At 54.3% G+C, this 24357-nt stretch carries 18 protein-coding genes; 10 read left to right on the top strand and 8 right to left on the bottom strand.

What is annotated here, in order from left to right; all coding sequences use genetic code 11:
• The first annotated feature begins 3 nt into the window (after positions 1–3).
• Positions 4–639 (top strand): phosphatidylglycerophosphatase C, encoded by a 636-nt coding sequence (gene yfhb / locus RYZ59_RS02715; protein WP_318044679.1) that lies wholly within the window; start codon positions 4–6, stop codon positions 637–639.
• 57 nt (positions 640–696) lie between these two features.
• Positions 697–1194: a tRNA adenosine(34) deaminase TadA gene (gene tadA / locus RYZ59_RS02710; protein WP_318044677.1), complete on the top strand. Its 498-nt coding sequence runs from the start codon at positions 697–699 to the stop codon at positions 1192–1194.
• 30 nt (positions 1195–1224) lie between these two features.
• Here tadA and mltF read toward each other — a convergent pair whose 3' ends face one another.
• Positions 1225–2805: a membrane-bound lytic murein transglycosylase MltF gene (gene mltF / locus RYZ59_RS02705; RefSeq protein WP_318044675.1), complete on the bottom strand. Its 1581-nt coding sequence runs from the start codon at positions 2803–2805 to the stop codon at positions 1225–1227.
• Between the two features lie 256 nt (positions 2806–3061).
• On the opposite strand from mltF, the gene purL reads away from it, so the two are divergent.
• The 5 genes from purL to glnB all read left to right on the top strand — a co-directional run bounded on the left by purL (position 3062) and on the right by glnB (position 11498).
• Entirely contained in the window at positions 3062–6949 is a 3888-nt protein-coding gene (gene purL / locus RYZ59_RS02700) for a phosphoribosylformylglycinamidine synthase (protein WP_318044674.1), read from the top strand.
• A 643-nt stretch (positions 6950–7592) separates the two neighbouring features.
• On the top strand, positions 7593–9023 hold the full coding sequence (gene qseE / locus RYZ59_RS02695) for a two component system sensor histidine kinase QseE/GlrK (protein WP_202039675.1): 1431 nt from the start codon (positions 7593–7595) through the stop codon (positions 9021–9023).
• 22 nt (positions 9024–9045) lie between these two features.
• A complete protein-coding gene (gene qseG / locus RYZ59_RS02690; protein WP_137383482.1) occupies positions 9046–9765 on the top strand; it encodes a two-component system QseEF-associated lipoprotein QseG in 720 nt (239 codons plus the stop codon).
• On the top strand, positions 9765–11099 hold the full coding sequence (gene glrR / locus RYZ59_RS02685) for a two-component system response regulator GlrR (protein WP_318044707.1): 1335 nt from the start codon (positions 9765–9767) through the stop codon (positions 11097–11099). The genes qseG and glrR overlap by 1 nt, the downstream gene beginning before the upstream one ends.
• Before the next feature lie 60 nt (positions 11100–11159).
• Positions 11160–11498 carry a nitrogen regulatory protein P-II gene (gene glnB, locus RYZ59_RS02680; RefSeq protein ID WP_002914032.1) on the top strand — a complete coding sequence of 113 codons (339 nt, stop codon included), beginning with the start codon at positions 11160–11162 and terminating at the stop codon, positions 11496–11498.
• A gap of 101 nt (positions 11499–11599) precedes the next feature.
• Here the strand turns inward: glnB and hmpA are convergent, their stop codons facing one another.
• Positions 11600–12790, bottom strand: coding sequence for an NO-inducible flavohemoprotein (hmpA, locus tag RYZ59_RS02675; protein ID WP_318044673.1), 1191 nt, complete (start codon positions 12788–12790; stop codon positions 11600–11602).
• 325 nt (positions 12791–13115) lie between these two features.
• Between hmpA and glyA the strand changes: the two genes are divergently transcribed.
• Complete coding sequence (gene glyA, locus RYZ59_RS02670) at positions 13116–14369, top strand: serine hydroxymethyltransferase (RefSeq protein ID WP_003835277.1); 1254 nt, start codon at positions 13116–13118, stop codon at positions 14367–14369.
• 92 nt (positions 14370–14461) lie between these two features.
• On the opposite strand, the gene hcaD is transcribed toward glyA, so the two are convergent.
• From hcaD to hcaE, 5 genes are read right to left on the bottom strand one after another with little or no spacing between them, the layout of a single operon-like run.
• A complete protein-coding gene (hcaD, locus tag RYZ59_RS02665) occupies positions 14462–15664 on the bottom strand; it encodes a phenylpropionate dioxygenase ferredoxin reductase subunit (RefSeq protein ID WP_318044672.1) in 1203 nt (400 codons plus the stop codon).
• Between the two features lie 9 nt (positions 15665–15673).
• Positions 15674–16486 (bottom strand): 3-phenylpropionate-dihydrodiol/cinnamic acid-dihydrodiol dehydrogenase, encoded by an 813-nt coding sequence (hcaB, locus tag RYZ59_RS02660; RefSeq protein ID WP_318044671.1) that lies wholly within the window; start codon positions 16484–16486, stop codon positions 15674–15676.
• Positions 16486–16803, bottom strand: a complete 318-nt coding sequence (hcaC, locus tag RYZ59_RS02655) for a 3-phenylpropionate/cinnamic acid dioxygenase ferredoxin subunit (protein WP_318044670.1) — start codon at positions 16801–16803, stop codon at positions 16486–16488. Before hcaC ends, hcaB begins: the two co-directional genes overlap by 1 nt.
• Positions 16803–17321 (bottom strand): 3-phenylpropionate/cinnamic acid dioxygenase subunit beta, encoded by a 519-nt coding sequence (hcaF, locus tag RYZ59_RS02650; protein ID WP_318044668.1) that lies wholly within the window; start codon positions 17319–17321, stop codon positions 16803–16805. Before hcaF ends, hcaC begins: the two co-directional genes overlap by 1 nt.
• Positions 17318–18679 carry a 3-phenylpropionate/cinnamic acid dioxygenase subunit alpha gene (gene hcaE, locus RYZ59_RS02645; RefSeq protein ID WP_318044667.1) on the bottom strand — a complete coding sequence of 454 codons (1362 nt, stop codon included), beginning with the start codon at positions 18677–18679 and terminating at the stop codon, positions 17318–17320. The genes hcaF and hcaE overlap by 4 nt, the downstream gene beginning before the upstream one ends.
• Before the next feature lie 135 nt (positions 18680–18814).
• On the opposite strand from hcaE, the gene hcaR reads away from it, so the two are divergent.
• A complete protein-coding gene (gene hcaR, locus RYZ59_RS02640; protein ID WP_318044666.1) occupies positions 18815–19708 on the top strand; it encodes a DNA-binding transcriptional regulator HcaR in 894 nt (297 codons plus the stop codon).
• Positions 19709–19711: 3 nt separating this feature from the next.
• On the opposite strand, the gene RYZ59_RS02635 is transcribed toward hcaR, so the two are convergent.
• Positions 19712–20905 carry an ROK family transcriptional regulator gene (locus tag RYZ59_RS02635; protein WP_318044665.1) on the bottom strand — a complete coding sequence of 398 codons (1194 nt, stop codon included), beginning with the start codon at positions 20903–20905 and terminating at the stop codon, positions 19712–19714.
• Positions 20906–21019: 114 nt separating this feature from the next.
• On the opposite strand from RYZ59_RS02635, the gene RYZ59_RS02630 reads away from it, so the two are divergent.
• The gene (locus tag RYZ59_RS02630; protein ID WP_318044664.1) at positions 21020–24286 is read left to right on the top strand and encodes a DUF5107 domain-containing protein; all 3267 of its coding nucleotides are present in this window, start codon (positions 21020–21022) and stop codon (positions 24284–24286) included.
• Positions 24287–24357 lie beyond the last annotated feature (71 nt).

Below are 24357 nucleotides of genomic sequence, written 5' to 3'. Positions count from 1 at the left end.
GGTTTGACCAGTCACCAGCGTCGCGTTGTTTTTTTTGATTTGGATGGCACGTTACACCAGCAGGATATGTTCGGCAGTTTCTTACGTTTTCTGTTGCGTCGCCAACCGCTAAATGCGTTGCTGGTGCTGCCCCTGTTGCCGATTATTGCGCTGGCAATGTTAATTAAAGGGCGCGCCGCCCGCTGGCCCATGAGCCTGCTGTTGTGGGGCTGTACCTTTGGCCGCAGTGAAGCGCGCCTGAAGGCACATCAGGCCGATTTTGTGCGCTGGTTTCGCGGGCATGTGACGGCATTTCCGGTCGTGCAGCAGCGTCTGACGACGTACCTGTTAAGCTCAGATGCTGATATTTGGCTGATCACCGGTTCCCCGCAGTCGCTGGTGGAGCAGGTTTACTTCGATACGCCGTGGCTGCCGCGTGTTAATTTGATCGCCAGTCAAATGGCGCGTGGATACGGGGGCTGGGTATTGCCGCTGCGCTGTCTGGGGTATGAAAAAGTGGCGCAACTGGAGCAGCAGATTGGCGCGCCGTTGCATCTTTACAGCGGTTACAGCGACAGCAAGCAGGACAATCCACTGCTCTCTTTTTGCCAGCATCGCTGGCGCGTCACGCCGCGCGGGGAGCTGCAACAACTCGAATAGAGTAAACGATAGCGTCTGTGTATAATGCGCCCGCTTTGATTACTGGAGTTATCCCCTTTGTCTGAAGTTGAATTTAGCCACGAACACTGGATGCGTCATGCTTTAACGCTGGCTAAGCGCGCCTGGGATGAGCGTGAAGTCCCGGTGGGTGCAGTATTGGTCCTCAACAACCGCGTGATTGGCGAAGGCTGGAATCGGCCGATTGGCCATCATGATCCTACCGCCCACGCTGAAATCATGGCGTTGCGCCAGGGCGGTCTGGTGTTACAAAACTACCGTCTGCTGGATGCAACGTTGTATGTCACTCTGGAACCGTGCGTGATGTGCGCAGGCGCGATGGTGCACAGCCGTATCGGTCGGGTGGTTTTTGGCGCGCGCGATGCGAAAACGGGGGCGGCGGGTTCGTTAATGGACGTACTGCATCACCCTGGCATGAACCATCGGGTTGACGTGACTGAAGGCGTGTTACGTGATGAATGCGCCACGTTGCTCAGCGATTTTTTCCGTATGCGTCGCCAGGAAATTAAAGCCCTGAAAAAATCCTCCAACATGTAAATGCCTATCTGATTGCCTGAGGGCGTTGCGCTAATCAGCCCGATGGCCTCCCTTCAAAGACGACTTCTGCTCTTTTTTCTGCGTCGAAAATAGCAGAGAAGGGGAGTGCGACAGATAGCTTGATGAGGTCTGAGACAGGAATGCCGCCAGCGGAAACTTCTCCTCGCCTAACAGTTCTGTGGGCGATACCGCCGGGTAATCCTGCGCCAGTTGCTGTGTTTCAATTGCCTGCTTTTCTTTCTCTTGCAGGTATCCCACCAGACTTATCTGGTACTTACGGATATTTTCCACATAGGCGTAGGCTTCGTGACCACGCGCATAGCCATAGGTCAGCTTGTTGTAATACGGCTTTTGACTGAGCAGCGGCAGACGTTGTTTTACATCGGACCAACTGTTCGGGTTGCCTTTGGTTTTTACCGTCAGCGCCCGCGCATCCAGCATGTGCGCATAACCCATGTTATAGGCTGCGAGCGCAAACCAGATACGCTCTCCTTCGGGGACGGTATCCGGCACTTTACTCATCATATCCTGCAAGTAACGCGCACCACCGCTGATGCTCTGCTCGGCATCGGTACGGTCAGTGAGCCCAAGGCTCTGGGCAGTATTTTTGGTCAGCATCATCAGCCCACGTACGCCGGTCGGGGAGGTGGCCTGCGCGTCCCAGTGTGATTCCTGGTAAGAAATTGCCGCGAGCAGTCGCCAGTCTATTTCCTGCGCATATTTCTCAAAAAGTGGCTTCAGATCCGGTAACACGCTATCAACCGCACGCAGGAAGGTGCGGGTATCAACATAGTCAAAATCATCGCCATGCCCAAGATACTTTTCTTCCAGCCGCGCAAGCGAGCCGTCTTCATTCATGGTATTGAAGAAATCCAGCAGGGCAGCGGACAACGTATTGTCATCGTCCAGACGGCTGAACCAGGTCACCGGCTGTTCGTCGGAGACATCCAGCGCGATGGCCAGCTCAGGGTGTACACGCTGGTACAGGCTGATGGCGACGGAATCGGCAATGGTATAGTCCAGCTTACCGGCGATGACATCATCAAGCAGTTCAGTGGTGCCCTTTTTCTCATCAACTTTCCAGCTCAGGTCAGGGAATTTTTTTTCTTTTAACTGCTGGAGGTCGTTTATCACCACGTGTCCCGGGGCGATGGTCAGCTGATTTTCGCTCACACTGGCAAGGCTGCGAGGGCGATATTGCCCAACGCGATATACCAGCTGTTGCGATACGGAATAGTAGGTCGGACCCGGCTGATAATTTTTAACGCGCTCGCTGTTGTACACCAAACCCGCGGCTAACAGATCGGCATTCCCGTTATCCAGGTCGTCAAAAAGCTGGCTGATGTTCTGGCGCACGGTGATTTTCAGCTTCACACCCAGGTAGTTGGCGAAGGCTTTGGTCAGTTCGTAATCCAGGCCAAACTTTTTCCCATTAAGCGTGGCGTAAGTGAGCGGTGAGTCGATGGTACTGACGCGCAGCTCTCCCCGCGACTGAATGGCGGCGATACGATTGTCGGCTTTACCGAACCAGGGGATAGATGGCCAGAGGGCCGCTGCCAACAACAGCGTCAAAATACCGATGAACAGATAATTAATCTTTAATTTTTTCAATTAGTTAATTCTCTGAACCGTACGTTGTCTCTGCGTGCTGTGGTGTTGATTAAGAAGTGAATTAGTCATTAATGAGCGGCATTTTGCTTAAACTTACGTCAGTTGGCAACTTATTCAGAAACCAGACCGCATTTGATGATAAGACAAGGTCGTGATTTTATTTCGACGCAAACGGTTTCGTCGACGCGGTAGATTCTTTATAATGACGCCCGTTTCCCCACTTGGGCACACCGAAAGCTTAGAAGACGAGAGACTTATGATGGAAATTCTGCGTGGTTCACCTGCACTGTCTGCATTCCGTATTAACAAACTGCTGGCACGTTTTCAGGCTGCCAACCTCCAGGTCCACAATATTTACGCCGAGTACGTCCATTTTGCCGATCTGAATGCACCATTGAATGAGGATGAGCGCACGCAACTTGCACGTCTGCTGAAATATGGTCCTGCTCTTCACAGTCATGCCCCTGAAGGCAAACTGCTGCTGGTCACGCCTCGCCCGGGTACCATCTCCCCGTGGTCTTCTAAAGCGACTGATATTGCCCATAACTGCGGCCTGCAACAGATTAGCCGCCTGGAACGTGGCATTGCCTGGTATGTTGAGGCCTCCACGCTGACTGCTGAGCAGTGGCAGACGGTTGCTGATATTCTGCATGACCGCATGATGGAAACGGTTTTCTCTGCGCTGAGCGATGCTGAAAAACTGTTTGTTCATCACCAGCCTGCGCCGGTTTCCAGCGTTGACCTGCTGGGTGAAGGACGCCAGGCGTTAATTGACGCTAACCTGCGTCTGGGGCTGGCGCTGGCAGAGGATGAAATCGACTATCTGCAAGATGCGTTCACCAAACTGGGACGCAACCCGAACGATATCGAACTGTACATGTTTGCACAGGCCAACTCCGAGCACTGCCGCCATAAGATTTTTAATGCCGACTGGGTGATCGACGGTAAGCAGCAGCCGAAATCGCTGTTCAAAATGATCAAAAACACCTTTGAAACCACGCCGGATCACGTCCTGTCTGCCTATAAAGATAACGCAGCAGTGATGGAAGGCTCTGAAGTGGGTCGCTACTTTGCTGACCACCAGACCGGTCGCTACGATTTCCATCAGGAACCTGCACATATCCTGATGAAGGTTGAAACCCATAACCACCCGACGGCGATCTCGCCGTGGCCGGGCGCCGCAACGGGTTCTGGCGGTGAAATTCGTGATGAAGGCGCAACCGGGCGCGGTGCGAAACCGAAAGCCGGCCTGGTGGGTTTCTCTGTCTCTAACCTGCGTATCCCGGGCTTTGAACAGCCGTGGGAAGAAGATTTTGGCAAGCCGGACCGTATTGTCACCGCACTGGATATCATGACCGAAGGCCCGCTGGGTGGTGCTGCGTTTAACAACGAATTTGGTCGCCCTGCGTTGACGGGCTACTTCCGCACCTATGAAGAGAAAGTGAACAGCCATAACGGTGAAGAGCTGCGCGGCTATCACAAGCCGATCATGCTGGCAGGTGGGATCGGCAATATCCGTGAAGATCACGTGCAGAAAGGCGAGATCGTGGTGGGTGCTAAGCTGATCGTCCTCGGCGGTCCGGCGATGAACATCGGCCTGGGCGGTGGGGCTGCATCATCTATGGCTTCCGGTCAGTCTGATGCCGATCTTGATTTCGCTTCCGTACAGCGCGACAACCCGGAAATGGAGCGTCGCTGCCAGGAAGTTATCGACCGTTGCTGGCAGATGGGGGACGCTAACCCGATCCTGTTCATCCACGACGTGGGCGCGGGTGGCCTGTCAAACGCTATGCCGGAGCTGGTCAGCGACGGCGGACGCGGCGGCAAATTCCAGTTGCGCGATATCCTGAGTGATGAACCGGGTATGAGCCCGCTGGAAATCTGGTGTAACGAATCCCAGGAACGCTACGTGCTGGCGGTTGCTGCCGATCAATTGCCGCTGTTTGACGAACTGTGTAAGCGCGAGCGCGCGCCCTATGCGGTGATTGGTGAAGCTACCGAAGAACAGCACCTGACTCTGAGCGATAGCCACTTCGACAACCAGCCGATTGACATGCCGCTGGACGTTCTGCTGGGTAAAACGCCGAAAATGACCCGCGACGTACAAACGCTGAAAGCCAAAGGCGAGCAGCTTGCACGTGAGCATATTTCGATTGCTGATGCGGTAAACCGCGTGCTGCACCTGCCGGCCGTGGCAGAGAAAACCTTCCTCGTGACCATCGGCGACCGTACTGTCACCGGGATGGTGGCGCGTGACCAGATGGTTGGCCCGTGGCAGATCCCGGTAGCGAACTGTGCGGTCACTACCGCCAGTCTGGATAGCTACTATGGTGAAGCGATGTCCATCGGTGAACGCGCCCCTGTCGCGCTGCTGGACTTTTCCGCCTCTGCGCGTCTGGCCGTCGGTGAAGCGCTGACCAATATTGCTGCCACGCAGATTGGCGACATCAAACGCATTAAGCTGTCAGCAAACTGGATGGCGGCTGCGGGCCATCCCGGTGAAGATGCCGGGCTGTACGAAGCGGTAAAAGCCGTCGGGGAAGAGTTATGTCCGGCGCTTGGCCTGACTATTCCGGTGGGTAAAGACTCCATGTCGATGAAAACCCGCTGGCAGGAAGGTAACGAGCAGCGTGAAATGACCTCCCCGCTGTCACTGGTGATCACCGCCTTTGCTCGCGTGGAAGACGTGCGTCATACAATCACGCCGCAACTGTCTACTGAAGACAATGCGCTGCTGCTGATTGATCTTGGCCTTGGCCACAATGCGCTGGGCGCGACATCGCTGGCACAGGTATACCGTCAACTGGGCGATAAATCTGCCGATGTGCGCGATGTAGCGCAGTTGAAAGGCTTCTACGACGCCATTCAGGCGTTGGTCGCACAACGTAAGCTGCTGGCTTACCATGACCGCTCCGACGGCGGTCTGCTGGTTACGCTGGCAGAAATGGCCTTTACCGGTCACTGCGGCGTTGAAGCAGATATTGGTACTCTGGGCGATGATTATCTGGCGGCGCTGTTTAATGAAGAGCTGGGGGCTGTCATTCAGGTTCGCGCCGCTGACCGTGATGCGGTAGAAGCGATTCTGGCGGCGAACGGTCTGGCTGATTGCGTGCATTACCTCGGCCAGGCGGTAGCCGGCGATCGTTTCACCCTGACCGCCCAAGGCCAGCCGGTGTTTAGCGAAAGCCGTACTACCCTGCGTATGTGGTGGGCGGAAACAACCTGGCAGATGCAGCGTCTGCGTGATAACCCGGAATGTGCCGATCAGGAACACAACGCTAAAACCAACGATGCCGATCCTGGCCTCAACGTTAAACTGTCGTTTGACATCAACGAAGATATTGCGGCTCCGTATATCGCTACCGGTGCACGTCCAAAAGTAGCCGTGCTGCGCGAACAGGGCGTTAACTCCCACGTAGAAATGGCGGCGGCTTTCCACCGTGCGGGTTTTGACGCTATCGACGTGCATATGAGCGATCTGCTGGGCGGTCGTATTGGTCTGGGTAACTTCCAGACGCTGGTGGCCTGTGGTGGCTTCTCTTACGGTGATGTGCTTGGCGCAGGCGAAGGTTGGGCGAAGTCGATTCTGTTCAACAATCGGGTACGTGATGAGTTCGAAACCTTCTTCCATCGCCCGCAAACGCTGGCACTCGGCGTGTGTAACGGTTGTCAGATGATGTCTAACCTGCGCGAGCTGATCCCAGGAAGCGACCTGTGGCCACGCTTTGTGCGTAACCACTCCGATCGCTTTGAAGCGCGTTTCAGCCTGGTCGAAGTGACACAAAGCCCGTCTCTGCTGCTGCAGGGTATGGTGGGGTCACAGATGCCAATCGCGGTTTCTCACGGTGAAGGTCGCGTAGAAGTGCGTGACGATGCGCATTTGGCAGGGCTGGAGAGCAAAGGGCTGGTGGCGCTGCGCTACGTTGATAACTTCGGTAAGGTGACCGAAACCTATCCGGCTAACCCGAACGGTTCTCCAAATGGTATCACTGCGGTTACCACCGAAAATGGCCGTGTAACCATTATGATGCCACACCCTGAACGTGTGTTCCGTACCGTGAGCAACTCCTGGCACCCGGAAAACTGGGGCGAGGATAGCCCGTGGATGCGCATCTTCCGTAATGCGCGTAAACAGCTCGGTTAATCTGGTCGAACATCATGAAGCCCCTCTCGAGGGGCTTTTTTGTCGCCAGATACAGAGCGACTGATGGTACTGCGCTTATCCGGCCTACGGGGAAGGGCGCTTGTAGGCTGGATAAGGCATTCACGCCGCCATCCGGCAATAAACTCAGCGCTTATGCCGCAAAATTAAAGTGTCGGGAAATCCCGACATTGGCAGGGTTGACTTGTCGCCAAAAAGAGACACTTAATAATTTGATTTATAATGATTTTATTTTTAAGTGCTGTGAGTGTTGCTGATTAGCGACAGAGAGAACAAAAAACACGCAATCCTTATTTTTACACAATTATTCATATTTCTTATATTTATCATTGTGTTAATAAAGTGTTTTGAATATTGGCACAGATGCTGCATAATATTAACCAGTGGCTCATTCACCTTCTTATGTCAGCCCCTTCGGGACGTGCTACATAAACTTCGAATGACGCACAACAAGGTGCCTGCCGTCCAACATCTGATATTAGCGAAGCTCATATCAACCTTCGGGCGAAACGTCGAGTTAGGCACCGCCTTATTCCATAGCAAAGCCGGGTTAATCCCGGCTTTGTTGTATCTGACGTTCCCCTCGGTTAGCATCGTCTTATTCCCGTCCATTGAGAGTAACGCCTTGAAGCGCTGGTCTGTTTTCCCTCGATCCTTACGTCAGCTGGTGACACTGGCATTTTTGCTGATCCTGCTCCCTTTGCTCGTACTGGCCTGGCAAGCGTGGCAGAGCCTGAACGCCCTGAGCGCTCAGGCGGCGCTGACGAACAGAACCACGCTCATTGATGCCCGGCGCAGCGAGGCAATGACCAACGCCGCGCTGGAGATGGAGCGTAGCTATCGACAGTATTGTGTGCTGGATGATCCGACGCTGGCAAAGGTTTACCAGAGCCAGCGTAAACGTTATAGCGACATGCTGGACGCGCATGCGGGCGTGTTACCGGACAACAAGCTCTACCAGGCGTTACGGCAGGATCTCAACGATCTCGCCCAACTGCAGTGCAATAACAGCGGTCCTGACAGCCAGGCGGCAGCCCGTCTGGAATCGTTCGCTAATGCGAATACCGACATGGTGCAGGCTACACGTACCGTGGTCTTCTCGCGTGGTCAGCAGCTACAACAAGAAATTGCCGAACGTGGTCAGTTCTTCGGCTGGCAGGCGCTGGTGCTATTTCTCGTGAGTCTGGCGATGGTACTGCTGTTTACCCGTATGATTATCGGCCCGGTGAAGGGTATTGAACGGATGATTAACCGTTTGGGAGAAGGTCGCTCACTGGGCGATAGCGTATTATTTACCGGTCCCCGGGAGCTGCGTTCCGTTGGCCAGCGCATAATCTGGTTGAGTGAGCGCCTTTCCTGGCTTGAGTCACAGCGACATCAGTTTTTACGTCATCTCTCCCATGAGCTGAAAACGCCGCTGGCCAGCATGCGTGAAGGCACGGAGTTGCTGGCCGATCAGGTGGTTGGACCGCTTACTCCCGAGCAAAAAGAGGTGGTCGGAATTCTCGATGACAGCAGCCGTAACCTGCAAAAGCTGATTGAGCAATTGCTTGATTACAACCGCAAGCTGGCGGATGACGAAGTAGAACTTGAGCGCGTAGAAATCGCGCCGTTGGTGGAAAGTGTTGTTTCAGCACATAGCCTGCCCGCTCGCGCCAAAATGATACATACTGATGTTGCACTGGCGGCGAACGCTTGTCTGGCCGAACCCATGCTGTTAATGAGCGTGCTGGACAATCTTTATTCCAATGCGGTGCACTATGGCGCTGAATCCGGTAACATTTGGGTCCGCAGCAGTTTGCATGGCTCGACGGTATACATTGATGTCATAAATACCGGCACACCGATTCCAGAAGCAGAACAGGCGATGATCTTCGAACCTTTTTTCCAGGGCAGCCATCAGCGAAAAGGGGCAGTCAAAGGAAGCGGGTTGGGACTGAGTATCGCCAGAGACTGTATCCGCCGTATGCGGGGAAAACTGTATCTGGTTGATGAGCATGCGCAAAGCGTTTGTTTCCGCATAGAACTGCCGCTATCTGCATCGAAAAACCACTAAAATGAACCTAAGTCTGGTGAGTATGCCACACGTTGTTGCCCGAATGCTTAAACGAGATTTTATTCGCCGCGTCTTACTCGCAAGTCTGCCATGCCTGGCGCTGGTCGGCTGCGTTCCCAACGCGGTGAATCACATTATCGGCGATCCTTCGCAGGAGAAAATCCCGCCGCATCAACTCGCTGATTACCTTGCCACCGAATGTACGGATATCTGGTCGCTGTCGGGCCAGTCCACAGATTCCAACCCGCTCTACTGGCTGCGGACCATGGATTGTGCCGAGCGCCTGATGCCTGTTCAGGCACGCAGTGAAGCCAGTAGCCAACTCACGGATACCTGGCAGGGCGCTTTTAAGCGCGGGATACTGCTTGATGGCGCCCACATTACACCGCCTGAAAGGCGTGAAATAATGGCCCGTCTGGATGCGCTAAGCCCGCAAATTCCGGCCCAGGTCCGTCCGCTTTATCAGGTCTGGCGCAGTAGTCAAACGCTGCAGTTACAGCTTGCCGAAGAACGTATGCGCTACAGTAAACTTCAACAGTCATCCGACAGCGATCTTGACGCGCTGCGCCAACAGCAACAGCATTTGCAGAGCCAGCTCGATCTCACCACCCGTAAGCTGGAAAACCTGACCGATATTGAGCGACAACTGTCCACCCGTAAACCTGCCGGCAGCTACAATCCCGATGCGTTGCACGGTACTGATAAGCTCACGACGCCTGATGATGGGGAGGTCACGCCATGATAAGCCACAAGCCCGCGCATCTGCTGCTCGTCGATGATGATCCGGGGCTGTTGAAATTGCTCGGTATGCGGCTGACCAGTGAAGGTTACAGCGTCGTAACCGCAGAAAGCGGGCAGGAAGGATTACGGGTACTGAATCGTGAAAAAGTGGATCTGGTCATTAGCGACCTGCGCATGGATGAAATGGACGGCATGCAGCTGTTTACTGAAATCCAGAAAGTGCAGCCGGGGATGCCGGTCATTATCCTGACTGCGCACGGTTCTATTCCCGATGCTGTCGCGGCAACGCAGCAGGGCGTTTTCAGCTTTCTCACCAAGCCGGTCGATAAAGACGCGTTATACAAAGCGATTGACGGTGCGCTGGAACAGTCCGCGCCTGCTACTGATGACAGCTGGCGTGAATCAATTGTTACCCGTAGCCCGTTAATGCTGCGTTTGTTAGAACAGGCGCGGATGGTGGCGCAATCTGACGTTAGCGTACTGATTAACGGCCAAAGCGGCACCGGGAAAGAGGTGTTTGCCCAGGCGATTCACAACGCCAGCCCGCGCAGCCACAAGCCTTTTATCGCCATAAACTGCGGGGCGCTGCCGGAACAACTGCTGGAATCAGAGCTTTTTGGTCATGCGCGCGGTGCCTTTACCGGAGCGGTGAGTAATCGTGAAGGCTTGTTTCAGGCAGCAGAAGGCGGAACGTTATTTCTCGACGAAATAGGCGACATGCCCGCGCCGCTGCAGGTTAAATTACTGCGCGTATTGCAGGAGCGTAAAGTTCGTCCGCTCGGAAGCAATCGCGATATCGACATTGATGTGCGGATTGTTTCTGCAACGCACCGCGACCTGCCTAAAGCCATGGCGCGGGGCGAATTTCGTGAGGATCTCTATTACCGTCTTAACGTGGTGAGTCTGAAGATCCCGGCGCTGGCCGAGCGTACAGAAGATATACCACTGCTGGCAAACCATCTGCTGCGTCAGTCAGCCGAACGGCACAAACCGTTTGTCCGCGCGTTTTCGACTGATGCGATGAAACGTTTAATGACCGCCAGCTGGCCGGGCAACGTGCGTCAGTTGGTCAACGTGATTGAACAGTGCGTGGCGTTAACCTCTTCGCCGGTGATCAGTGACGCGCTGGTGGAGCAGGCGCTGGAAGGTGAAAATACGGCGCTGCCAACCTTTGTTGAAGCGCGTAATCAGTTTGAGCTCAACTACTTGCGTAAGCTGCTGCAAATTACCAAAGGTAATGTTACCCATGCTGCACGAATGGCGGGACGAAATCGCACAGAATTCTACAAGTTGCTCTCTCGTCATGAACTTGATGCAAACGATTTCAAAGAATAAATCTGCGGATTATGTTAGCTTTATTTGATCAAAAGACAGGCGACCTTTTCAAGGAATAGCATGAAAAAGATTGATGCGATTATTAAACCCTTCAAGCTGGACGATGTCCGCGAAGCGCTGGCAGAAGTCGGTATCACCGGGATGACGGTAACGGAAGTGAAAGGCTTTGGCCGTCAGAAAGGCCACACCGAGCTGTACCGTGGCGCGGAATATATGGTGGATTTTCTGCCGAAGGTAAAAATTGAAATCGTGGTTACCGACGATATTGTCGATACCTGTGTCGACACGATTATTCGTACTGCCCAGACCGGCAAAATCGGCGACGGTAAGATTTTTGTCTTCGATGTGGCGCGTGTTATTCGTATCCGTACTGGCGAAGAAGACGACGCGGCAATCTAAGCCGCGCCGTTAATTTGAAGGCCTGATAAGCGTAGCGCATCAGGCAGAGTGATTGCCGGATGGCGGCGTAAACGCCTTATCCGGCCTACTCGCGCAATACATTACAACACTTTATGTGGGCCGAAGCATTCGTAATGAATGTTTTCGTTTTTCACGCCCAGACCGACCAGTTGCTTCGCAGCGAACTGCATAAAGCCAACCGGGCCGCACAGGTAAAACTGCATCGCCGGGTCGCTGATCGCGCCTTCCAGTTTGTTCAGATCCATCAGACCAACGCTATCAAACGCACCTTTCGCGCGATCGGCTTCGGTTGGCTCACGATACCAGGTGTGTGCGCTAAAGCGTGGCAGTGTTTTGCCGAGTTCATTTACTTCATCAGCGAAGGCATGCACGTCACCATTTTCTGCCGCGTGTAACCAGTTAACTTGCGCCGTATGCTTCGCTTTTGCCAGCGTATCCAGCATCGCCAGCATTGGGGTTTGTCCCACGCCCGCGGAGATCAGAGATACCGGGGTGTCGGTCGCGACGTCCATAAAGAAATCGCCCGCAGGTGCGGCCAGGTGAACAACATCGCCAACATTCGCATGGTTGTGCAGCCAGGTTGAAACCTGACCACCGTCTTCACGCTTAACCGCAATACGGTAGCCCTTACCATCCGGTTTGCGGGTCAATGAGTACTGACGAATCTCCTGATGTGGGAAGCCTTCTGGCTTCAGCCAGACGCCCAGATACTGCCCCGGGTGGTATTCCGCGACCGCACCGCCGTCGACCGGTTCAAACTCAAAGCTGGTGATTAACGCGCTACGCGGGGTTTTGGCCACGATGCGGAAAGGACGGGTACCTTCCCAGCCGCCATTTTTGCTGGCATTTTCGCTGTAGATTTGCGCCTCACGGTTGATGAAGACGTTAGCCAGCACCCCATACGCTTTGCCCCACGCATCCAGCACTTCCTGGCCTGGGCTGAACATCTCATCCAGCGTCGCCAGCAGATGGCCACCCACGATGTTGTACTGCTCGGGCTTAATCTGGAAGCTGGTATGCTTCTGCGCGATTTTCTCAACGGCTGGCAACAGCGCTGGCAGGTTTTCGATATTGCTGGCATACGCGGCAATAGCGTTAAACAGCGCTTCACGCTGATCGCCATTACGCTGGTTACTCATGTTGAAAATTTCTTTCAGCTCTGGGTTATGCGTAAACATGCGATCGTAGAAATGAGCGGTCAGCTTCGGGCCTGTTTCAACCAGCAGGGGAATGGTGGCTTTCACTGTAGCGATGGTTTGTGCGTCAAGCATACGGTCTTCCTTTATCTGAGACTTTAATGATGTATGTCAAATACATCTTATAAAAAATACCCCTGCATTGTAAATGGTTCTTTGTAACTTTGCGTTGTAAAGGTTACATCGTGAAAAATCTGCATCACAAACCTGAAAAGAAATCCGTTGAAATTCAGCAGAGCTTTGTTCTGCAAAGCCTTGCGTGCCGTGAAGGTAATCGTTTGCGTAAAATCCTTTGTCAAGACCTGTTATCGAAGAATGATTCGGTTATACTGTTGGCCGAAGTCCTAGGGACAACCTTTTTAGGCCGAAATTCTATTGTTAGCTGAGTCAGGAGATGCGGATGTTAAAGCGTGAAATGAACATTGCCGATTATGATGCCGAACTGTGGCAGGCTATGGAGCAGGAAAAAGTACGTCAGGAAGAGCACATCGAACTGATCGCCTCCGAAAACTACACCAGCCCGCGCGTTATGCAGGCACAGGGTTCTCAGCTGACCAACAAATACGCTGAAGGTTATCCGGGCAAGCGCTACTACGGCGGTTGCGAATACGTTGATATCGTTGAGCAACTGGCGATCGACCGCGCGAAAGAGCTGTTTGGTGCTGATTACGCTAACGTCCAACCGCACTCAGGTTCTCAGGCTAACTTCGCTGTTTATACCGCTCTGCTGCAACCGGGTGATACCGTTCTGGGTATGAACCTGGCGCAAGGCGGCCACCTGACTCACGGCTCCCCGGTAAACTTCTCCGGCAAACTGTACAACATCATCCCTTACGGTATTGATGAGTCCGGTAAAATTGACTACGAAGACATGGCTAAGCAGGCCAAAGAGCACAAACCGAAGATGATTATCGGTGGCTTCTCTGCTTATTCCGGTGTGGTTGACTGGGCAAAAATGCGCGAAATCGCTGACAGCATCGGCGCATACCTGTTCGTTGACATGGCGCACGTTGCGGGTCTGATTGCCGCAGGCGTTTATCCGAACCCGGTTCCACACGCACACGTTGTGACCACCACTACCCACAAAACCCTGGCGGGTCCACGTGGCGGCCTGATCCTGGCGAAAGGCGGTGACGAAGAGCTGTACAAAAAACTGAACTCCGCGGTGTTCCCAAGCGCGCAGGGCGGCCCGCTGATGCACGTGATCGCGGCAAAAGCGGTAGCGCTGAAAGAAGCGATGGAGCCAGAGTTCAAAGTTTACCAGCAGCAGGTTGCTAAAAACGCCAAAGCGATGGTGGAAGTGTTCCTGAACCGTGGTTACAAAGTGGTTTCTGGCGGTACTGAAAACCACCTGTTCCTGCTGGATCTGGTGGATAAAAACCTGACCGGTAAAGAAGCTGACGCCGCGCTGGGCCGCGCTAACATCACCGTGAACAAAAACAGCGTGCCGAACGATCCGAAGAGCCCGTTTGTGACTTCCGGTATCCGTATCGGTTCTCCGGCAGTGACTCGCCGTGGCTTTAAAGAAGCGGAAGTGAAAGAGCTGGCTGGCTGGATGTGTGACGTTCTGGACAACATCAATGACGAAGCTGTTATTGAGCGCGTCAAAGGTAAAGTACTGGATATCTGCGCACGTTTCCCGGTTTACGCGTAAGCAATACGGATTGCCGGATGGCGGTGTAATCACCTTATCCGGCCTACATACGAATAACTTGTAGGCCGGATAAACGCAGTATCCTCCGGTCGTTATATCGATTTAAGCAAGATTGCTTCGTCGACTAAAGCCGCCACTGGCGGCTTTTTCTTTGCCTGAATCCATTTCCGCAATAAACGTATTTCTCGGCCCTGATTCAACGTTACGGCGCCGACTATCACGCCATCCTGCAGGTTAAACCATATCGCTTTCTGCGCATCAGCATCGCCGCGTACAAGCCAGCTATCTCCGTGCATATCACCAATAAACTGCAGATTATCTTGGTATTGGTCAGTCCAGAACCAGCCTGGTGTCTTCTCCGGCAACGGTAAATTGAGCATTGCTGCAGCGGCAATTTGTGCCTGGATATTGGCATTTTCCCAGCTTTCGACACGCGCCAACGAACCGTCGGGCTGATGCGTCAGCGCCACGTCGCCGGCAGCAAAAATCGCCGGATCGGAGGTGGTACAAGCGGTATCAACGATAATGCCGTTCGCCGTCTCCAGGCCTGCATCGCGGGCCAGTGCGTCATTCGCCACGATGCCAATGCCGTAGATCACCTCATCGGCAGTGACGGTTTCACCATTTTGCAGCGTCAGGGTAAGTAACTCTCCGCTTTCGACGTGCTCGATGGTGCTGTTGAGCCGTATCTGCACACCCGCCTGTTGGTGGCGTGCTAGCAGATAGTCACGCACCGGGGCAGGCGCATTGCGCCCCATCACCGTTGGCGCCTGCTCCACTACCGTTACCCGGCAGCCGCGCTGGGTCGCGCTGGCCGCCAGTTCCAGGCCAATGGTGCCCGCCCCGACAATCACAATCGATTTACCGGGGAGTAAAGCGTCTCGCAGACGAGCCGCGTCGTTCGCGTGGCGCAGGGTAAAGCAGCGATCGCCCAGTTTATCCAGCAGTGGAAGAGGGCGGGCAGCCGCTCCCGTGGCAATCAGTAGCTGATCCCACGGATAACCCTGGCCGTCAGCCAGCTCTAGCTGATGTGTCTGGCGACCGAGCGTCTGGATAGTCACGTTCAGATGCAGATGAACAGTATTTTCCTGCCACCAGGTCGCGTTTAGCACCGGCTGCAGCTGCGGGGCGTCGTCCAGCAGCATCGCTTTGGACAATGGAGGGCGTTCGTACGGCAGATGCGGCTCATTGGAGAACAGATGTATCTCGCCGTCAAACCCTTGCTGGCGCAGTGCTACCGCCGCCATCGCTGCGGCCTGTCCACCGCCGACGATAGCAATAATTTTGTTGTGCATAACGCCTCCTCAGAGATCCAGCCCGGCGGCAACGTGGCGAATACCGCGAATACCCAGACCCGCATCGGCATTGATCATCACGCCGCTCAACGTACGGTTGTTGCGCTTTGATGCCAGCATCACGTATGGACCGGTAAAATCTGCTGGATCAGGGAAAAACTGCAGCGGCAGGATAGCGGCGATTTTTTCCGGCGTCAGTGATTGCATAATTGATGTATCGTTCTGACCCAACGCCTGCGGGCCTCGCAGGTCAGTTGCCATACCGCACGGCCCTACGCCGTTGACACGAACTTTCGGTGCTAACTCGTAGGCTAACTGACGAATGAGTCCGGTTGCGGCGTGCTTGCTTGCGGTATACAACGGGCCGCCGCCGCCGGGATACCATGCGGCATTGGAAAGGGTAAAAATGATACTGCCTTCGCTGGCAATAAGCGCAGCGGCACAGGCTTTCGCGCCCAGCAGATAGCCCAGCACGTTAACGTTGAACAGCTCATGAAAGCCGCTTTCCAGCGCCTCGGCGGAGGTACTGATCAGCGAAGCATTATGATCCCAAATCCCGGCATTACCGATAAAGCAGTCCAGCTTGCCGAACGTCGTGAGGATCTGATCCACCGCCCGCTGATAGTCGGCATAACAGGTGACATTCCCTTCTAACGCCAGCACGTGTTCGCCAAAGCGCTGGCGCAAGCTGGCGACCTTGGCTGTCGACAGTTCCAGCGTGGCAACTTTTGCACCTTCTTCGATAAAGCGTTCGACCAGTGCCAGACCGAGGCCAGAGCCACCGCCAGTGATAAAGATGATGTTGTCGCGTAAATCGCTCATCAGGCCCCTCCGGGAATATCAACAAACACATCGCTACCTTCCACATACACGGCATAGGTAGTCAGCGGATCGGTGGCGGGCAGGCATAGCGCTTTACCGGTTTTCAGACAAAAACTGGCCGCATGCAGCGGGCATTCCACGGTGGCATCGTCTTCCAGATAACCTTCCGACATCGAGGCATTGCCATGGCTGCAGCGATCGTTAATGGCATAAAACTCGCCGCCGACGTTAAACAGCGCGATGACGGGCGATGTGTCGAGCCGGAGAGCTTCACCCTCCGGCAAATCCCCTACGGGGCAGGCATAAACACGGCTCATCAGAACAGTACACTCAGGTTATGGGAGGTGATCACCGCCTGATCCAGCACGATCTCACGCTCCAGTAAACGCCACTCATCACCCGGCAGACGACGGACTTTGTCTACGCGCATGCCAACGTAAAAGGTTTCATCTCGCTCTTTTTGTGCGCGGTACAGCAGGTAGTTAAGGCGCACTGCAAACACGTCGGGTTGGTCCGTTTCGCTGACCTGCAGGTTGCTGATCAGATGACGAGTGCGTGATGGCGGCTCTTCCGCCCAGGCCATGCCGGTTTCCAGCCGTGCTATACGGCGTTCGAGCTGATCTTTGTTGTCATTGAAAATCCAGGTGGTCGGCGGCTGCACGCCTTTGCGACGATCGCGGGTTTGGGCATTGACTGTGGTACGCATGGTGTAGCGAATGCCGTCGTCCAGTTGTGCCAGCCAGTCGCGAAACTTCCAGTCATCCAGCAGGCTGGCTTCATGGTAGAGAAACTGCGCAATGCGATGATGAAGCTCCAGGGAGACTAAGGTACTCATTTCATCACCTCCTGCTGGTAAGCGGCGGTTTTCTCATGCACTTCCTGCCAGCTTTCGCTACTAAGCAGATCGGCCCAACGCTGGTACATGCCGCGTGCGGCGGTTTCTGAGAAGATGTAGTTGGTGATCCCCGGAATACCGTCTTCACGGCGTTTTTCCTGGCCCAATCCCATCTCCAGACACAGTTTGCTATTGCGCGCCCGGTGGCCTTTCAGCAGTTTTTGAATTTCACACCAGTTTTCTGAGTCATCCTGCTCAAGGAACCCCGCCGGGCCGAAGGCACGGGTAGCGCTGTTTTCAAATGCCGCTTTGACGTCATCTGACGCTGCCTTATCGGTAATACAGAACGCCCACACTTCAACCTGATCCGGCCCGCGTGGATGCCAGACCCTTAAGGTGGCAGTACCGTTGAGCCAGGAAAGCGTTGGGAAAATGTTGTTGTGACCGGCCAGACGCAGGGCGCGAACCTTACCCAGACGCTGCTCGGCTTCCGCGTAGGTATCGCGGTAGTAGCTGGAGACTTCACCGTCGACCCAGACGTTGGCATCCGGATTTTCAGTAAAGAAAAATCCGCTGCCGTGCCCGTCCTGACCGAATTGCAGCGCATCTTTGGCAGTTTCCCACACCGGACGGGCGGTTTGTCCGTCCCCCAGGCGTTTATCACTGCCGTCATCTTTCGCGCCCAGTACCTGAACGGCAGAAGCATGGCTGAACAGCGCGTGATACTGGTCGCTGGCAAACTGTTCGGCGGGGAATTTCCAGTTACAGTCGATAGTCCATTTTTGTACACCACCGACGATTTCTGTGCCGCCTTCGCGGCGATCGAGCACGCCGTCCAGATACCAGGCGATGTCGCCGAGATAATCGCGCAGCGCAGGCGCGGAGGTATCCCAGTTACCGAAAATCAGTCCCTTGTAGCTCTCGACGCCAGGAACTTCGTTCAGGCCCCAGTGAGATTTGCACAACCCTTGTGGGTAAGCGCGCGGCTCCAGTGGGACATCGATGAGCTCGCCGTTAATACCGTATGACCAACCGTGATAGGGGCAGGTAAAGGCGCGGGTGTTGCCGCAGTCGGCGTAGCTGACCCGCATTGCGCGGTGACGGCATTGGTTGAGAAAGGCTTTGATGCTGCCGTCTTTCTGACGCACCACCACGACCGCATCCTCGCCCATGTAGGTGTTAAAAAAATCACCGGGTTTGGGGATTTGGCTTTCGTGGGCGAGAAATAACCAGCAGCGTCCGAAGATGCGTTCCAGTTCCAGTTGGTAAATTTCAGGGTCGGTATAAATTCGTGGGGTTACGCGACCGTTTTGCGTGTCGATCAGTTGGTAGATGTCTAAATTTGAGGGTGTGGTCATATTTTTTAATCCTGAAAGCTAAGATGTATTGACCTTCTATTTTTGTACCCTAAGGATGTTGCTGGTTAGTTATCAATCTGTGAAATAGTAAATTTCTACCAGTTGAGACATTTTTTCGATAACAAGGAGAAGGGCATGGAACTGAGGCACTTACGCTATTTCGTAGCGGTGGCGCAGGCGCTGAATTTCACCCGAGCGGCAGAAAAGCTGCATACCTCTCAGCCGTCGTTAAGCAGCCAGATCCGCGATCTGGAAACTTGCGTGGGCGTTCCGTTGCTGGTGCGGGATAAACGAAAAGTTGCGCTGACGGCGGCGGGAGAATGCTTTTTACAAGATGCACTGGCTATCCTCGAACAGGCGGAGAGCGCCAAAATTCGCGCCCGTAAAACGGTACAGGAAGATAACCATTTTACGATTGGTTTTGTTCCTTCAGCAGAGGTGAATCTGCTGCCTAAGGTGCTGCCTTTGTTTCGTTTAAAACAACCGGATACACACATTGAACTGGTGAGTCTGATCACCACCGAGCAGGAAGAGAAGATCCTGCGTGGGGAGCTGGATGTGGGCTTAATGCGCCACCCGGTGTACAGTCCGGATCTGGATTATCTGGAGCTGATTCATGAGCCGTTAGTAGTGGTTTTACCGGTGAATCATCCGTTAGCTAATGAGCAAGCAATCTCCGCAGAACAACTACACGGCGTGAATTTTGTCAGCACCGATCCCGCTTATTCTGGTGCGTTAGCAATGATTGTCAAAAACTGGTTCCAGCAGCAAAAAAGCCAGCCCAATATTGTACAGGTAGCTACCAACATTCTGGTGACCATGAATCTGGTCGGTATGGGACTGGGGGTCACTTTGATACCCGGTTATATGAATAATTTTAATACCGGTCAGGTGGTTTTCCGGCCAATTGTCGGCGATATCCCGACAATTTCACTGCTGATGGCGTGGAAAAAAGGGTCAATCAAACCGGCGTTGACCGATTTTATCGCCACGGTACAGGAACGTTTAGCGGTGAGTCTGACGGAGTAATAGTTACAGTTCGCTCAGTTGTGATTCCACATACAGATAGCCAATCCCCATCAGTTGCTGGGCGCGATTAAGCTGACCGAAGCTTATCTGCGTGGCTCTGGCACGCGGGTTATCGCCGTGATCGAACGGGTTAAACCCAGTTTGCTGCACCAGCGTATTGAGCCAGCTATCGCCAAATGCGCAGCTACGCCCATACAACCATATTTGGTTAATGTTGAGTATATTCAGAAAGTTATAAAGACTGAGTCCGATGGCGCTGGCGGCATTTTCGGCCCAGGCCTGAATGCGCACATCACCGTGCTGCCAGGCCGCAATTAGCTGGTCAGTGGTGAGCGTTTCCGGATCGTAAAGGGATGTCGGCTGCGATTTCATCCACACCCGGGCCTGCTTTTTCAATGCGCTCAAGGATGCTACGGTTTCCAGGCAGCCATAGCGACCGCAGTCACAGGCCACGCCATCGGGATGAATGATGGTATGCCCAATCTGACCGCTGCCGTACAGACTGCCGCGCCAGATGTTATCGTTAATCACAAACGATGAACCAATACCGTAATCAACGTTAATTACGCAGAAATCACCGTTGGCCGCCGGGTTTTGCCATTTTTCCGCCAGCGCCAGCATCACGCAGTCATTGTCCAGCCGGACCTGCACGCCGAGCTTCTCCTCCAGCAGATATTTTATTTCCACCGGGGTTTTCCACGGAGCCTGGGGCATGGTTTTTGATGCACCGGTTATCGGATCAACCTGACCGTGAACGCCAAGCGCCAGATTAATCGTCACCTCGGGAAATTGCCGACGATACTCCCGCCAGTGTGCCGCCAGGGCTGACAGCAGCGCTTTTGGGGATTCGGGGTTGATAACTTCATGCTGCCAGTCGCCGACAGCCACCAGCCGCGCGTCCGCCAGTTGACTGGTGATGCTGGTGGGGGTGACGTTGATACACAGCGTCCAGGCGCCTTTTTCTGGCAAATGATAGCTGCCGCTGCTCAAACCGCGCTGGCTTAAGGTTTCTCGCGAATGGCTGATTCTCCCTTCATCCATCAGTTCTTCGAGGATATTGCTGACCGCCGGGATCGACAGGCTGGTGAGCTGCGCCAGTTGTGACTTGCTGAGCTGTTTTTCCCGCCACAGGTGGGACAAAAAGATCTGTTTATTCGCCTGACGGACCCTGGCGTTGTTGAACCCCGAACGCTGCATTCACTTAACTCCCTTAACTATATTGCGTGAGCATTGCGCATTTTAACGCCACTTAACTGCCGCAGAATAGCATCAAGTTGAACTTTTACTTTGGTTTATTGAGTGGAGAGCGGCATGTACGGTTCAGTTAAAGTCTGGCAGGAAACGATCACCCTCCCAACGTGGACGGCAGGTGAAGAAGATGCCAACCCAATGTTTCTGGAAAAGCGGGTTTATCAGGGATCTTCTGGAGCGGTTTACCCTTACGGCGTGATTGATACGCTCACCGGCAAACGTGAAATGCGCGACTATCAGGCGGTGTGGATGGAGAATGACTTCATTCGCATCATGCTGCTGCCGGAGTTAGGCGGGCGTATTCATCGAGCGTATGACAAAGTGCAGCAGCGCGACTTCGTCTACTACAACGAAGTGGTGAAACCCGCGCTGGTCGGTCTGCTTGGGCCGTGGATCTCCGGCGGTATCGAGTTTAACTGGCCGCAACATCATCGTCCGACCACCTTTATGCCGGTGGATTTTACGCAGCAGCAGGGTGAGCAGGGTGAATACACCGTGTGGATGGGTGAGGTTGAACCCATGCGCGGTTTACAGGTGATGACCGGATTCACGCTGTATCCGGATCGCGCGTTGATCGAGATAACCGGGAAAGTGTTTAACGGTAACGCTACCCCGCGCCACTTCTTATGGTGGGCGAATCCGGCGGTGAAGGGCGGCGACGATCACCAGAGTGTGTTCCCACCGGATGTGACGGCGGTATTTGACCATGGCAAGCGCGATGTCTCAGCGTTTCCCATCGCCACCGGCACCTACTACAAAGTGGACTATTCGGCCGGTGTGGATATCTCACGCTACAAGAATGTACCCGTGCCTACCTCCTATATGGCTGAAAAATCTGATTATGATTTTGTTGGCGCGTGGCATCACGGCGAACGTGGTGGGTTGCTGCATGTGGCCGATCACCATGTTTCGCCGGGGAAAAAACAGTGGACCTGGGGATACGGCGACTTTGGGGTTGCCTGGGATCGTAATCTCACCGATGACAACGGTCCGTATATTGAACTGATGACCGGGGTCTTTACCGATAATCAGCCGGATTTCACCTGGCTTGCGCCGTACGAAGAGAAAGTCTTCGTACAAAACTTCCTGCCCTACAGCGAACTGGGAATGGTGCAAAACGCCAGCACGCAGTTGGCGCTTCGTCTGGTGCGTGAGCGTAGCCAGCTTTCTGTGGGCGTTTATGCGATTGCGCCGCTACGTAATGTTCAGGTTACGCTTGCTGCGCACGGGCAGCCGTTCTATGAAAATACTCTCACCCTTGAGCCGGGACAGAGTTGGCTGGCCGATGTGTCCGACAATGGCCATGCCCGGGTGACGATGACCGTCACTAGCGCCGATGGCACTACGCTTTTGCAGTACGAAGAGCACATCGCGCAAGAATTACCGCTGCCATCGGCGGCCGTCGCGCCAGCGCTGCCAGAAGCGCTTTCTAATACCGATGAACTCTATTTTATTGGTCAGCATCTGGAGCAGTACAACCACGCCAGCCGCTATGCCGAAGATTATTATCGCCGCGCACTGGACGTTGATCCGCTGGACTACCGCAATAATGTAGCCCTGGGGACGCTGGCGCTAAACCGCGCCGACTGGGCGCTGGCGGCACAATGTGCTGGCAAGGCGCTGGAGCGGGCGCATAAGCTCAATAAAAATTCGCGTGATGGCGAGGCGAGTATGCTGCTGGCCGCCGCACAGGAACGTCAGGGCGATGATGACAGCGCGTGGGATAATTATTATAAGGCCAGCTGGAGCGGCAACTGCCGGGATGCGGCTTTCTGGTCGTTAGCGCGTCTGGCGATGAAGCGTCAGGACTACGCTGGCGCATTGGAAAAGGTGGAGCAGAGCCTGCGTTTTAATGGCAGTAATAACCTGGCTATGGGGCTGAAAGCGTTGGCGCTGGCGAAGCTTGATCGCAATACGCAAGCGCTGGACTACATTCGCCAACAGCTGGTGGATTATCCGCTGAGCTATACCCTGCATTATGCCCGCTGGGCAATCTGCCAGGACGAAGCGACGGCGCAAGCGCTGATTGCGATTACCGGGCGGCGCGGGACCAACGCGTGTGAACTGGCAGGCTGGCTGACTTCTTTGGGGCAAAAGGATGCTGCCCGTGGCGTGCTGGAACTGCTCGACAGCCAGGAAACGCTGCCGATGCTGTGGCGGGCTTCATTAAGCGATAATCCGCAGCACTTTATCGCTCGTGCCCGCGAGTGTCTGCAAAATCGCGTCCGGTTCCCTAATACGCTGGATGAGGTACAGATGCTGCAAACCCTGGAACAGGATGCGTTTTCCCGCTATCTACTCGGTTGTTTCTGGTACAGCAAGCGACGTTACGCCGAGGCAGTCTCCTGTTGGCAGTTCACGCTTGAGCAGGAGCCGGATTTTGCCCCAGTACACCGTTTACTTGGTATTTATGCGTGGAACAAACAGCACGATGCTCACCTGGCAAAACGCTATTTATCACAGGCTGTGGCATTGGAGCCGCAAAACGCGCGTTTCCTGTTTGAACTCGACTATCTCAATAAACTGATGGCGCAACCGGCAGAACAACGTTTGCAGCGACTGGAGGCCAGCAAAGAGATTGTCTTCCTGCGTGATGATCTGACAGTGGAACTGCTCAGCCTGTGGAATGGATTGGGTCACTATGATGCCGCTGCTGCTGTGCTGCGCGAGCGAGTGTTCCATCCGTGGGAAGGCGGGGAGGGCAAGGCGACCGGGCAGTACCTGCTCAATCAACTCCATCGTGCGCTGGCGGCAATACATTCTGGTGATCAGCAATTAGCCATCTCTTTACTGCAAGAAGCATTGCGCTACCCGCAGAATCTTGGCGAAGGGCGCTTACCCGGACAGACAGATAATGACATCTGGTATTTGCTGGGATGTTGTTCACAGCAACAAGGCTACTTTGAGGAGTCCCAACGTTATTTTGCGCGAGCGACGTGCGGCGGCACGTCACTGGATGCCGGACGCTATTACAACGACCAGCCAGTGGACTATCTCTTCTGGCAGGGTATGGCGCAGAGAAAACTTGGCGATGACGCAGAGGCGGACGCGTTGTTCAATAGCTTCCTGCAATGGGTCGAGTTGCAGCATGACAACGTTCCTGATGTCGATTTCTTTGCCGTCTCGCTACCCGATCTGGTGGTGCTGGATACCTCAGCACAAGCAAAACACCAGCAACACTGCCTGTTTATCAATGCGCTCGGGCATCTGGGGCTGGGAAATAGCGCCGCCTGTCAGCGTGAACTTGATGAACTCCTGCAACTCAATCCGGCACATGACAAGGCATTACTGCTGCGTCACGCCATTAACGTAAGGCTTTTCCAGTAATACCCGAAACGGGTGGGGGTAACCTCACCCGAAACCTACTGTACCCTGCGTTTCCCTGAAAGAGGAATCAT

The sequence above is a fragment of the Citrobacter sp. HN-141 genome (assembly GCF_033341895.1).
In the GTDB taxonomy this organism is placed as follows: Bacteria; Pseudomonadota; Gammaproteobacteria; order Enterobacterales; family Enterobacteriaceae; genus Citrobacter.
This window is presented reverse-complemented; position numbering and strand designations above follow the sequence as displayed.

What these genes read in the sequence shown, in the direction of transcription:
- hmpA (WP_318044673.1), bottom strand. Translation starts at nt 12,790, where the DNA reads ATGCTTGACGCACAAACCATCGCTACAGTGAAAGCCACCATTCCCCTG.
- glnB (WP_002914032.1), top strand. Translation starts at nt 11,160, where the DNA reads ATGAAAAAGATTGATGCGATTATTAAACCCTTCAAGCTGGACGATGTC.
- hcaE (WP_318044667.1), bottom strand. Translation starts at nt 18,679, where the DNA reads ATGACCACACCCTCAAATTTAGACATCTACCAACTGATCGACACGCAA.
- hcaR (WP_318044666.1), top strand. Translation starts at nt 18,815, where the DNA reads ATGGAACTGAGGCACTTACGCTATTTCGTAGCGGTGGCGCAGGCGCTG.
- qseG (WP_137383482.1), top strand. Translation starts at nt 9,046, where the DNA reads ATGCCACACGTTGTTGCCCGAATGCTTAAACGAGATTTTATTCGCCGC.
- hcaD (WP_318044672.1), bottom strand. Translation starts at nt 15,664, where the DNA reads ATGCACAACAAAATTATTGCTATCGTCGGCGGTGGACAGGCCGCAGCG.
- RYZ59_RS02630 (WP_318044664.1), top strand. Translation starts at nt 21,020, where the DNA reads ATGTACGGTTCAGTTAAAGTCTGGCAGGAAACGATCACCCTCCCAACG.
- purL (WP_318044674.1), top strand. Translation starts at nt 3,062, where the DNA reads ATGATGGAAATTCTGCGTGGTTCACCTGCACTGTCTGCATTCCGTATT.
- hcaB (WP_318044671.1), bottom strand. Translation starts at nt 16,486, where the DNA reads ATGAGCGATTTACGCGACAACATCATCTTTATCACTGGCGGTGGCTCT.
- hcaF (WP_318044668.1), bottom strand. Translation starts at nt 17,321, where the DNA reads ATGAGTACCTTAGTCTCCCTGGAGCTTCATCATCGCATTGCGCAGTTT.
- RYZ59_RS02635 (WP_318044665.1), bottom strand. Translation starts at nt 20,905, where the DNA reads ATGCAGCGTTCGGGGTTCAACAACGCCAGGGTCCGTCAGGCGAATAAA.
- hcaC (WP_318044670.1), bottom strand. Translation starts at nt 16,803, where the DNA reads ATGAGCCGTGTTTATGCCTGCCCCGTAGGGGATTTGCCGGAGGGTGAA.
- glyA (WP_003835277.1), top strand. Translation starts at nt 13,116, where the DNA reads ATGTTAAAGCGTGAAATGAACATTGCCGATTATGATGCCGAACTGTGG.